We start from the raw sequence: 12,669 nt of genomic DNA on the forward strand, positions 1-12,669 counted from the left end.
AGGCTAGCGAAAGCTACCACATCCGCCTCCGCCTGTCGGCGGCGATGCTTTCATCTGCCAGTAATCGTGCCAGCATGGGTGCTGGCACGATCCATCATCAGCCACGTGTGCCGCGATACACCCGAGCAAGTCCGCGCGCCAGCTTGGACATTCCCGGAACACGCAACAGCCTGTCAATCATGCGACCCAAGCGGACGCCGGTACGCTGGCCGGTGGTACGTAGCGACGGAGGAGGCAATGTCGCGGCCAGTCCATCCAGTCGGCGCAGGGCTGTGGCGACCTGCTTCGCATCGACGCGACGCATTGCCTCGTTGAGAGTGGCGTAGACCTCGAGAGCTGAACGCCGCCATCCATCCGCTTCGCCTGGCCGTCGTTGGTTGCTCCAGGCCGGGATGCCGGCGCTGAGGCGTGTGACCAGTTCGCGGGTGGTTTCATAGCGGTGGATGTTGGCTGACGTGGCTATCTGCCCGGCCAGCTCCCGGTTCAGCCCGGTATCGCGCACGAACACCGGGCGGTGGTGCGCCAGTGCGTGCAGGACCGGGAAACCGAAGCCCTCATAGTGGCTCGGGAACACCACCAGCTCGGCATCGCGATAGAACGCACGGAACGTCTGGTCATCGATATGGCCGGCTTGGAATGCTTCGATGTCCTTTGATCGCTCCACATCCTGCGGGTAACCGATGGCGATGATCCTGCGGCCCGGTAGGGCATCGGCCAATGCGTCTGCCGTTTCCTTCACGAACTTGTGTGCGTAGTGGTTACCGATCACCAGGATATGGTTGCCAGCTGCCGCACCCGGCTCGTGCTCGGCATAATCAGCCGGATCCAGTGAATGGCGCGACACGCTCTGCATCACGTGGGGGGCGATCGAGTAGCGCTGGCGGATGCGATCCAGCGTGAACGCAGAGTTGGTGAACAGCACGCTCATGTTCTCCAGCGCGAAGCGCCAGATGTCTTCATCCATGTCCAGCGCAAGATATCCGCAGTCGCTGGAGATGGTGTCGAGCATGAAAATGCCCACTACTGGAGCCGTGCTGAACAGCCGGGTGAGTACGTCCACCTGGTAGGGCTGGCCGATGCGCACGACGGCTGCCGCCTGCCCATTGCTCTGTCCGGGCTCAAGCCGGGTCAGGCCAGTTAGACGCGGCATGCCGTGGAAGTCCCATGCCTCCAGAGTCATGATCACGCCGATGCGCACTTCGTCGGGCCAGGAGCGTAGTGCCGCAGCGACGAGCTTCACCCCCGACTCGAACGTGCCGTTGTGGAAGGCGCCGAACGAGGAAAAATCGAACGCGATCGTTCGCGGCGAATCCGTTGGTTCGAGCGCCTCAAGCAGCGTCTCGGCACGGTACTCGGGTGAATGATAGTAGCGTTCGACCAGCTTCGGGTATTCCGGATAACGCGCGCGCAGCAACGCTCCGTTGTGTGCGTCACGCTCGCTTCGCTGCTGCTGGGTGGTGGCGAAGGACTGCTCGCCTTGGTGCCATACGAAGGCATGGTTGGCCAGCACCGCCCGATAGCCTGCGCGATTGGCGCGCATGATCAGGTCGTTCTCTTCGTTGTAGCCCTTGCCATACGCTGTGTCGAATACGCCGAACTCGGAGAGCAACGTGCCACGGATCCAGAGCGCGAAGCCGATGGCAGTCGGTGCCAGGGTGCAGCGTGGCAGCCTTCGTGCCAGCGGCGCAAAGCGGGCGAAGGCTTCGTCGGCGGTGACATCCTTGTGCTCGAACGAGTGGGGCAGGCTGGCCAGGGTGGCATTGTTGCTGCGAGGGCAGACGAAACCGAACATGGGATCTAACCCGGCGACGGCCAGCATTTCGGCGATTGCACCGGGCATCACTTCGGTATCGGAATTGAGCAGAAGTACGTCGGCCCCCTCTTCGATCGCGCGGGCAAACGCGCGGTTGCAGGTACCGATGAAGCCAAGGTTGTCCTCGTTGGCGATGCCCTCGAGCGGTACGCCCTCCAGGCCGGCCTGCAGTGCTTCATCCAGGGCAAGCGCCAGGCCCTCGTGGCCAGGGCTGTCGTTGTAGAACCAGACTGATGCGCGTGCGGCGATCAGCTCTCCGGAGACACTGCGCAGTCCACGCATCAGCGGTGCGACGAGCTGTTCGTTGCGATAGAAGGGGACCACCACGTGCAGTGGCGGGTGAACCTGCGCCTCTGCGTCGACGGCGTGCGGTGCCTGCCGGTGCACGGCTTCCACCTCCGGGGCATCCGGGAGCATCTCTGGCAGGTACTGCGGCTTTTCGAGCAGCAGAGCCACCACGTCCTCCAGAGTGTTGATCACGCGCATGTCCTGCAGGGGCAGGTCATCCACGCGCTCCTTTGGCACCAGGAACAGCGCGCATTCGGCGTTGCTACCAAAGAAGTTATCCGGGCAGCCGTTGATATTGTCAGGGTTGTACGCGGGATAGATCGATCCGAATGCGCGATAGCCCAAGTTTTCCGATGCAGCCAGCGTTGACGCAGCGCCGCTGACCGAGTTGCATTCGGCGAACACCACTGGCCGGCAGCGCTCGAGTGTTTGTCGCGCGCCGCGGATGACATTTGCCTCCATGCCTTCGACGTCGATCTTGATCAGGTCCAGTCGCGGCAGTTCAAGCATGTCGAGGGTTATCAGTTCAACCTCGTAGCCGCCACCCTGATCTACCAGAGCCAAGCTGCCCAGGTTCTGACTGCCTTCCTCCGGATCAAGGAGGTGAATCGTGCCCGGCTGGTCGGATACCCCCACATTCCGGGCCTTGATGACAGCATCCAGGGCATTGCGATGGATGTTGCGGCCAAGCACCGCGAACGTATTGCGGCGGGGTTCGAACGCCAGCACCTGCCCCAACGTGCCAGTTGCGCGCGCCAGTGCGACGGCGTGGGTGCCGATAAAGGAGCCCACATCGGCCACCACGCCGCCCGTCGGGACAAAACGACGCAGAAGGTCCAGCTCTGTTTCAGCCCATTCGCCATACCAGCGGAGCGAATCAGCGACGACAGAGTCGCCCGGAAGGGTTTCGAAGACGCCATGGCGCCCGTTGATCGTGGTCATGTGCTGTGCGACGTTCGGAACGAGACATCCAGCGGCTGCGCACCGGAAATGCCGTGAACAAGCTGGGAATTGAGGGCCGTCAGCACGATTACGTCGTGCAGCCAATGATGCTGGACGTGATCATCGCCGGGGCCTTCGGCTAAGGCTACATCCAGGCTGTACTCGCCACGGACGAGCCGCGGCAGGCGCATCTGGAAGGCGACCGTGAATGTGCTGCCGGCCTCGACTGAGATGGCCTCCTCCCGCAGGTAGCTGTCCGAGCTCTCCGCAACGACGAACTGCCCTTTGCGATCCTTCAGCATGAAGCCGATTGCCGGATAGGCAAGCGTCTTGCCTGCGCGTGCAGTGATGGAGAGGTGAACGTCATCGTTGGAGGTGAACTCGGTCAGCGCATTTCCATCCACATCGGTGAACACAGCGTGCTCGATCACCGCGCCGCCTGCTCCGAATCCATCGGCCTCGGTGCGGAAGCTGCCAGCATGGAAGCGGGTGGCCTGCACGTTGGCTGCTTGATAGTTGCCCGGTCGCGCTGATTGCGGGCCCACGGCTTCAGGAGCCTCCATGCGGTCAGCGTAAAGGTCCCGGAGGTAGATAGCGGAGATTTCACGGGCGCTGCCTACATCGCAGAGGTAGTGCCCTGCCTGACGGCGAAGCAGCACGGCGGACGCGCACAGCGCGTTGACCGCACCCATGTCATGGCTGACGAACAGCAGGGTGCCGCCCTGGCGCTGGAAGCCGGCCAGGAAACGCATGCACTTCTGCTGGAAGTAGGCATCACCCACGCTCAACGCCTCATCGATGATGAGGATGTCGGCGTCCACGTGCGCGATTACCGCGAACGCCAGCCGAACGTACATGCCGCTGGAGTAGGTTTTTACTGGCTGTTCGATGAAGGCGCCAATATCGGCAAACGCCGCGATGGCGTCGAAGCGCTTGGACACCGTCTCGCGATCGACGCCATACAGCGAAGCGGCCAGGTAGACGTTCTCGCGGCCGGAAAACTCCGGATTGAAGCCGGCCCCGAGTTCCAGCAGCGCCGCGACCCGGCCATTGACGGTGATCTCGCCCTCGGTCGGGGTGAGGGTGCCGCAGATCATCTGTAGCAACGTGGACTTGCCGGCGCCGTTGCGGCCAATGATGCCGACCGTCTCGCCGCGACGGATCGTGAAGCCCACTTCGCGGAGTGCCCAGAACTCGCGGTAGTACTGCCGATGGCCACGCCAGAGCATCTGCATCAAGCGGTGAGCGGGTTTTTCGTAGATGTTGAAGCACTTTCCCAGGTCACGCACCTGGATCGCGATGTCAGAGCACATCGGCAAACCCCCTGCGCGTGCGTTGGAAGAAGGCGAAGCCGGCGATGAAAACCAATGCTGAAACCAGTAGGCAGACGGGGTACAGCACCGGGTCCAGGCCCTTGCCCCAGATCAGGACATCTCGCATCTGAGCGACGATCGGCGCCAGTGGATTGATGTTGAGGAACGGCCGCAGCGAGGCCGGGATCGCGTCGATCGGATAGAAGATGGGGGTCAGGAACATCACCGCGGTGGTGATGATCGCCGTGATCTGTGCGGTGTCGCGCAGGAACACGCCCAGTGCCGACAGCAGCCAGGCGACGCCGGTCATGAACAGGACCATCGGCAGCATGACCACCGGGGCGAGCAGGGCGGTCACCGGCGGCAGGCCCGTCGAGACCAGATAGAACAGCAGCCACACCACCAGGTTCACGGCCAGGCTGAACATGGCCGTGAGCACGCTCACCCATGGCAGCACTTCGAGCGGGAAGACGACCTTTTTCACGTAGTTCGCGTTGCCCACGATGAGGGTGGGAGCGCGGTTGAATACTTCCGAGAACAGGTTGAACACCAGCAGGCCACTGAACAGGACCAGGGCGAACTCGGTGCGCGAGCCGCTGCCACCGGGCCAACGCGCCTTGAAGACCTCGCTGAACACGAAGGTGTAGATGGCCAGCATGAAAATTGGCTGCACCAGCGCCCAAGCCAGTCCCAGCAGGGACCCCCGGTAGCGGGCTGCAATTTCTCGGGCGGCCAAGGCTACGACCAAGCCGCGATTATGGCGCAGGCTGCGCAGTAGATGCAGCGGGGAACTGGGGTAGGCTTCCATTCATCGGTGACAAAGGGGACGACCCCCTAGTTTACTTCGCGCCGGAGGGGGGTGCAGCGTTATCGTTCAGGTTCAATCGACCCCGCGGCGTGCGAATGTGAAGTGTTTGTGACCGAGATAAGCCGTTACGATCGGGACGGCTACGCCGACCAGATGGGCGCTCAGTGGGATATCCAATGGCCACGACAGTGCAGGCAGGGCCCAGCGCTTGAGAACGATGCTGATGCCCAAGGTCTGCAGCAGGCTGATTGCGTTGATGCCGACGAACCAGGCGACCTGCTGTGCGATAGGCCGGTTCGAACCCTTGAACACCAGGACTCGATTGAGGATGAAAGCCGTCAGCATGCCCAGCCCATAGGCAAGGCAGACCGCCACCTCGAAAGGGAAAGCAAGGCTGAACAGGACGCGGCTACCGACATTGACCGCCGCCGCAGTGCCACCACAAATAACAAACAGGAGGAACTGGCGACTCATGCCTGCGTCTCTCGGTGGCGATTGGCTGCGCCGGATACGGCGGCGATCAGCATCATGAGGGTCAGCACCAGGGCGATGTACAGGCCGGGGCCGCAACGTTCTTCTGCTACGACGCGAAACTGGGTAAGACGGCCCGCTTCGATCGGCGGTGTTACCGCGACCCAGCCGTGGGGATCGTTGTCCACGATATGCAATTGGTACTCATCCGCAGGCAGATCCAGCAGACGCGGCCTCCAACGATCGCCGGCTACGCCTTGGGTCACCAATTCTATGGTGTGTTGCTTGCCGACCAGGGTGGCGGCCACCCCTGGTGGCCCGTAGCCACCCTGGAAGTACAGCATCCTGCCGCCCTTCACCAGCACCGGCGCACTGCTGCAGTCGATGATGTTGGCGTCGCCGCCATCGACAAGATAAGTACCGATGGCCTGTGGACGGTTGGGCAACCCCGCGAAGGCGCCGGGGTGCTCCAGTCCGCTGCAGTGGTCCGTCGGGAACGCCAATGGCCGGCGAATCTCGATGGGCATGATGGAAGCTGCGTCTGAGCGGCTCAGGACGTGATCGATGCGTTCGGCGTCTGGATAGGGGAAGCGACCGGGGGTGTCGCGCAGCGCGTCGAGATCACCATCGCGCAGGTAGGTCGCCAGTAACTTTTCCTGCATGGCGCCAGCAATCGAGCGCTCCTGCATGCTGCCCTTGGCGGCGACGAAGGTCGGGAACGAGGAAAGCGCGATCCAGCCGATGAATACCGCAGGTACTGTGGTGCGACCCCATGAAGGGAGCCGCGATCCATTGCCGAAGCAAGCGTGCAGTACCAGCCACAGGTTGTTGATCACACCGATGGCCAGCAGGTCGGTGTAGCGCGAGGTCACCACGTTGTGCACCTCTGTGCCCCGCGAGTAGGCCATGGCTACGGCCTGCACCAGCACCCAACCTGCGACTGCGAAAGCGAAACGCTCTCCCCGCGAAATGCTCTGTCGGGTCAGCGTGCGGCGCAGCATTGCGAGGGTAAGAGCGACCGTCGGCAGCCAAAGCACCGCTACGCTGATCCAGCGCGGTCGCAACGGCCAGGCAAGGGTATTGCGCAAGGCCTCCAGGAACTGGCCGATGGAACGAGCATGGAAGGTGTCGCCATGTGGTGGTGCGGGAAGGGTCACAAGACCCACGACGGTGACCGCCAGCATCAGCAACAGGGCAAGACCGCCCCTACGGCGGTCAACATCAGCGGCGAGCAGGCGATAAACGAGCAGACCCGCCGCTGCCGCAGCGGCAAAGATACCGCTGGCCATGGTGAACAGGGCGAGTACCGAGCAGATCAGAATGGCCAGCAGGCGCCTGCGATCCAGTACCTCAGCCGATGCCAGCCAGATGGTGATCAATGACAGAAGTGCCAGGATGAAGAACTGGTTCTGGAACCCAGCGATCAGATTTTCCCAGCCGAAAGGCGCAGAGGCCAACGCAAAAATGCCCAGGATGAGGAACGGACGGGCAGCGGGCACCAGCGTACGCATGCCGACCCAAGCCATAGTGCCCAACGCGGCCGCGTACGGGACGATGTTGAACAGCATTTCCACCTTGGCATCGAACTGGTTCCCATTGGCTGCAAACAAGCCGAGTGAAACAAGCCGTGTGAAAAGAATGCGGTGTTCATTGTGTGCCGCGAACAACTGGCTGAAGTGGAGCTCGCCCCGCAGATAAGGCAACAACAGGTTGTCGAGCTCGGCATCCCATTGGTCCCAGAACGGACTGCTGCTGCCGAAACGGAGCACCAGATAGGCGCGCACGGCCATCATCGGGACCAGCAGGATGGCCAGTAGGAACACCGGGTGCTGCGGATGGAACCACTGCAACAATCGGGTACGCACGGCACCTGATCTGGGGGTCATGCGCGCAGCGCCTCGTTCACCAGGGCCTCGGCCGTGTTGATGCTCTCGTTGATCGAGCGATCTTCAGGGTAGTAATACGCAGTGTCGGCCATGAAGAAGCCCTGCACCGGCGTGCGCATCGACGGCAGCATGTCCTGGAAGCCCGGCGGGCAGATCGTCTGCGCGAACTCATAGCGATGGCAGTGCGAGGCCAGCACCCAGTCACGCTTGAAGGCCGGGTTGATCCGTGCCAGGTAGCCCAGCACTTCCTCGATCAGCTCGGCGTTGGACTGCTGCCACTTCGGGTGGGTCTTGGGCATGTAGTACGGTGCGTACAGGATCTTCTGGCCCGGGTCGTGGCCCGGGTTGAGGTTGCTGTACTCGATCACGCCCGGGATCTCGATGCCCGGATCGCTGATGTTCATCCAGAAGTTTTCGCTCACCGCGTGCTTGAGCTTGAGGATCACGCAGGCGACGGGAATGTTCTGCACCGCCGCGACCTTGGCGCGGAAGTCCTCCGGCAGCCCCGGCACCAGCGCCGGCACGTACTGGATGGGTGCGGTGGAGATCACGCCGTCGTAAGCGGTGAATTCGCCGCCCACCGATACACCGGTGACCTTGCCGTTCTCGGACACTACTTCATCGATGCCCTGCGACAGCTCGATACGGCCGCCGCGCGCCTGGATGTCCTGCACCATGCGTTCCAGCAGCGTCATCGAGCCCCCTTCCAGGTAGCCCATGCTCTCGTTCATCAGGTTGCGGCGGGACAGTGCCACGCGCTTGATGCGCGTGCCGATCCAGCTGGCCGACAGGTTGTCCTTGAACTCGAAGAACTTCAGGCGGAAGGCATCCTTCCACATCACGTCATAGGCCTTCTGGCCGACCCAGCGCCGGATCCATGCGCCGGCCTCTTCCTTGTCCAGCGCCGTCCAGTCCTTGATGCCCTTGGTGTACATCACGTGCAGCGCATAGCGGAACTTGCTGATCGGCCCAAGGTGGGGGAAGGCGAGCAGTGCAAACGGGTTGCCCCACTTGTAGAGCTTTCCCTTGTAGAAATAGCCCATCTTGGTGTCGGTCCAGCGCAGCGCCTTGGACAGGCCGTAGCGCTCCAGCAGCGCGAAGAGCGGATAGTCGGTCTTGCAGATGAAGTGGTAATAGCGCTCGATCGACAGGCCGTCGAAATCGAAGTTGGCCGACATGCCGCCAATGCGATCGTCACGCTCGTAGATCGTGACCGAGTGGCCCTGGTCGAGGAGTTTCACGGCGGCCATCAGGCCCATGGGGCCTGCGCCGATGATGGCAAATCGCTTCTGGGTCATGGCAATCGTATCAATGGAAGGAAGTGGGGAGCGCCGTGAGACGGCACCCCGGGCGCGTGGCGAACAATTCGTACGCCGGGCTGTGGTAGATGTGCAGGGTACCGGTCGGGACGTCGTTGAAATCCGAGGCGATTCTGCCAATGCGGATAAATGACTGATCCATCTGGGAATAATAGCGCCTTGACCAGTCGTCGTTGAACGAGGTGCCGATGAACAGCACACAGTCCGTCGATGGTGGCGGGAGGTCCATGCCCAATACCTGGGGGTAAGTGATGACCTCGGTGCGTACGGCGCCCACTTCCGCGGCGATGCCCTGCAGTCGGTCGGTGCGTTCATCCAGTATCTGCTGCAGGTGGATGCGGTCGAAATAGGGGGCCAGTCGGGCGCTGACCGACATGCCCCAAGCGCCTGCCAGTACCAGCAGCCCCATGCAGGCCAGGTGCAGCAGCCTGCGGGCCAAGGGGCGCTGCAGCGCGAGGCGGGCCGCGGCGAACCGCTCGATGTTGGCAGCGCCAGCCACGGCAACCATCATGAAGGCTGGTATCAATGCGGTCAGATTGCGTTCGAAGAACACCGACTGGACCAGGAAGGCGCCAAACGTAATGGCGAAGACCGCCAGGAAGCCGGCCTTGGCTGGTGCCAGCGAGGTGCGGAAGTAGCCCATCACATGCAGCACCACCAAGGGCAAGCCGAGGGTGGCCAGGTAGTAACCGGTGATCCAATGCCATTGCGGAACCAGCCCGTGCGTCATCGGCCCAAACGGGGGATGGCCCCCGCCGTACTGGTGGTCCAGCGCCTGGATGCCCGCCAGGAATCCGGGAAGGTCAGCCACGATGGCCGGTGAACCGACGCAGATGCCGAAGACAACACCTGCCAGCGATGCGCCGCCGAACATGCCAAGATGCTGGAGCTTCCGCGTCAATCCCGGTAACTGGCGTACAGGCTGCCATGCGGCAGCGACGCAGTACAGGCTGAAAACGGCATAGGTGAACTTTATGGTCGTCAGCACGCCAGCCAACATGCCCAGAAGGGCCAGGAGGCCGAACTGGGCCCAGCGTTGCTGAGGCTTCAGGCATGCGAGCGCGAACGCCAGCGTTGAGAGCAGCGTGCTCCATGCCTCTGGCCGGGCGTAATGCGCGTCCTGCAGGAATTGGGGGGTGGTCGCGACCAGAAGCACCCCGACCAGCGCATAACCAACACCCAACGTACGTACGAGCAGCAGGAGGCAGACTGCCAAGGTGAGGGCGGCGGACCAGCGCGAGAATTCGAGCAGGTAGTGCAGCAGGTCGAATTCGCTTTTGAATGCCGCTGGTGCAATCGCCTTGATGGTCAGGTAGACCGCTTGAATGTACCCGGAGAAGTTGTAGCGGAATGCATGGAACTCAGGAAGGTCAGCGCGAGCCCAATCGGTATTCAGATCGCCATGTTCATGCATGGCGACCATGACTTTCACCGGAATGGATTGGTCAGGATGATGCCAGACACCAGCGACGTCGCCCTGGTAGAGCTTCGCGGCCAGCAGTGCTACCGATGCAGCCAGAAGAACCAGTGAAACGGTGCGGCGGACAGGTGTTTTCCTGGGAGGTGTAGGCACGCCTTCGCTCCGTGGGGGCGGCAGAGCGAGCGCACTCAGCAGGATGCTGGCCAACAGCAGTGACATGATCGGAATGCCCAGACGCCCAGGCTCGGGCAGCATGCCAATGCCCGCCCACTGCTGGAATCCAGTCCCTTGGTCATCCAGGACCACGCGCAGGGGCCGTCCCGCCCAACTCTGCGGCACCCGGATGTTCAACGGCTGCCATTGCTCGCCCGCACGCTGGATCACATACAGTGATTCCTCATCATCCTCCAAGGCGATGCGCAGGCGTACTGCGTGTCCATCGATGTAGCCGGCCACCGCCAGTCGTGGGCGCATGGCGTGGTTGGCAGGCAGTCGCAGTTCGATCGTGCCACGCGCTTCGTCGCCGTTTGCGCAGTAGGTGATGGCGGCATGGTGGATGTCCGGATCGGCACGCAGGAACGACGATGCCGACGACGGGCAGCCACCCTTGGGGGCTGTAGCGCCCATTGGGAGCTCCGATACCGGCGGTCGGATCCACAGCAGCAACGCCACAAGCAGGCATGCCGCAGCCAGTCCCTGGCCCAGATACCAGCGTCCTTCCCGCACGCGTCAACGCTCCAGTACGATCTTCGCGTAGCGCGGATCGGTATAGCTCTCGCGAATCGCTTCTTCAAACGGCGTCTGCTTCACCCCGAACACGGCCTCGGTGTCGATGCCCTTGAAGTCATCGCCGGCACTGAGTGCCTTCAGCTGGTCGGCGGTGAAGGGCGGTTTGCTGCTGAACAGGCTGTAGACCTTCAGCAGGAAGCCAAAGAAGCCGATCGGGATGTGCACGATCACCGTATGCAGCTTCTTGACCCGTTTGATGGTGCGGATGATGTCCACGTAATCCACGCGGGTATCGCCGACGATGTCGAAGACCTCGCCGTCCGGTTCGGTTTCGATGCACTTGGCGATGCAGCGGCAGAAGTCGCGTTCGTACAGGGGCTGGCGCATGAACCTGCCATCGCCCGGGATCGGGAATACTGGCGTGCGTGCCATGAAACGCGACAACCAACCCAGGTGTTTGGGGTCGAACCAGCCGAACATCAGCGTCGGGCGCAGCACGCAGTGGCGCTGGCCGCTGGCGACCACCATCTCTTCCTGCTCGCGCTTGGTGTTGGTGTAGTCATCCTTGGCCACCGAGTTCACCACCGAGGAGCTGATGTGCACCATGTAGGGCACTGAGGCGTCCTGGGTGGCCTTCAGTACGTGGCCGGTGGCGGTGATGTTGTTGCGCACGAACAGGTCGGTGGTCTTGCCGGTGATCTGCGCGTGCAGCTGCACCACGCAGGCGGCACCGTTGAATTCACCGGCCCACGCGCCAGGTTCAGCCAGGTCGGCTTTCACCACGCGGACATCCGGGTGCAGGCCGTGCAGGATATCCAGGTTGTGGGCATGCTTGTCGATGGCGACCAGCTGGGTGTAACCCTGCTGCTTCAACTCGACGATCAGGTTCTGCCCCACCAGGCCGGCAGCACCGGTGATGACGATCTTGGCGTGCTTGTCGGTCATGTCAGAGCTTGATCCTGCGGAAGACGAATTCGGGGATGTTCTTGATGATCATCATGATGGCCCACCAGAAGCCGGGCAGGTAGGCAACGGCCTTGTGCTTGCCGATCGCCTTGAGGATGCCGGCGGCGACCTTGTCCGGTGTCGCCCACAGGGCGCCCTTCTTGAACGCGGCGGTCATCGGCGTATCGACGAAGCCGGGCTTGATGACCAGCACGTTGATGCCAGCCGGACGCAGGCGCTGGCCCAGGCCGCTCAGGTAGGCGGTGACCGCTGCCTTGGCGCTGCCGTACAGATAATTGCTGGCGCGGCCACGATCACCGGCTACCGAAGAAATGACGGCCAGGCTCGCACCGGACTGCAGGCGCTGTGCCAGGGCCGCTGCAAGGGCGATGGTGGACGTACCGTTGGTGGCAAACTCGCGCAGCGACAGCTCCACGGAGGCATCGCAGGCAGCCTGGTCGGGCAGGGTGCCGTGGGCGATCAGGACGGTATCGACGCCGCCCAGCGCGGCCCATGCGTTGTCCAGGAGGGCGCCATGGGCGGCCACATCGTTCACGTCCAGCACGCCGCTGTGCACGTGCGGGGCACCGCGCACGCGCAGGTCGGCGGCAATGGCGTCCAGTTTGCCGGCGCTGCGACCCACCAGGTAGAGCGCGGCGCCACGTGCGGCGTATAGGCGCGCAACCGATTCGGCGATGGCCGAGGTCGCGCCGATGATCAGGATCTTCTGCATGG

The 12,669-nt window shown here is 62.8% G+C and carries 9 protein-coding genes; all 9 read right to left on the reverse strand.

The window, feature by feature from the left end; genetic code table 11:
- Positions 1-97 precede the first annotated feature (97 nt).
- Complete coding sequence (locus tag ACZK1G_RS02870; protein WP_101764907.1) at positions 98-3,043, reverse strand: FkbM family methyltransferase; 2,946 nt, start codon at positions 3,041-3,043, stop codon at positions 98-100.
- Positions 3,040-4,356: an ABC transporter ATP-binding protein gene (locus ACZK1G_RS02875; RefSeq protein WP_101764908.1), complete on the reverse strand. Its 1,317-nt coding sequence runs from the start codon at positions 4,354-4,356 to the stop codon at positions 3,040-3,042. The genes ACZK1G_RS02870 and ACZK1G_RS02875 overlap by 4 nt, the downstream gene beginning before the upstream one ends.
- Positions 4,346-5,164, reverse strand: a complete 819-nt coding sequence (locus ACZK1G_RS02880; protein ID WP_101764909.1) for an ABC transporter permease — start codon at positions 5,162-5,164, stop codon at positions 4,346-4,348. The genes ACZK1G_RS02875 and ACZK1G_RS02880 overlap by 11 nt, the downstream gene beginning before the upstream one ends.
- 72 nt (positions 5,165-5,236) lie before the next feature.
- Positions 5,237-5,638, reverse strand: coding sequence for a GtrA family protein (locus ACZK1G_RS02885; protein WP_101764910.1), 402 nt, complete (start codon positions 5,636-5,638; stop codon positions 5,237-5,239).
- The gene (locus tag ACZK1G_RS02890) at positions 5,635-7,500 is read right to left on the reverse strand and encodes a hypothetical protein (RefSeq protein ID WP_158297978.1); all 1,866 of its coding nucleotides are present in this window, start codon (positions 7,498-7,500) and stop codon (positions 5,635-5,637) included. The genes ACZK1G_RS02885 and ACZK1G_RS02890 overlap by 4 nt, the downstream gene beginning before the upstream one ends.
- Before the next feature lie 17 nt (positions 7,501-7,517).
- Entirely contained in the window at positions 7,518-8,819 is a 1,302-nt protein-coding gene (locus tag ACZK1G_RS02895) for an NAD(P)/FAD-dependent oxidoreductase (RefSeq protein ID WP_101764912.1), read from the reverse strand.
- Positions 8,820-8,829: 10 nt separating this feature from the next.
- On the reverse strand, positions 8,830-10,986 hold the full coding sequence (locus ACZK1G_RS02900; protein WP_158297979.1) for a hypothetical protein: 2,157 nt from the start codon (positions 10,984-10,986) through the stop codon (positions 8,830-8,832).
- A gap of 3 nt (positions 10,987-10,989) precedes the next feature.
- Positions 10,990-11,934, reverse strand: a complete 945-nt coding sequence (locus ACZK1G_RS02905; RefSeq protein WP_101764914.1) for an NAD-dependent epimerase/dehydratase family protein — start codon at positions 11,932-11,934, stop codon at positions 10,990-10,992.
- A 1-nt stretch (position 11,935) separates the two neighbouring features.
- Positions 11,936-12,667: an SDR family oxidoreductase gene (locus ACZK1G_RS02910; RefSeq protein WP_049443070.1), complete on the reverse strand. Its 732-nt coding sequence runs from the start codon at positions 12,665-12,667 to the stop codon at positions 11,936-11,938.
- Positions 12,668-12,669 lie beyond the last annotated feature (2 nt).

This window comes from Stenotrophomonas sp. 109824_Sma (genome assembly GCF_056480025.1).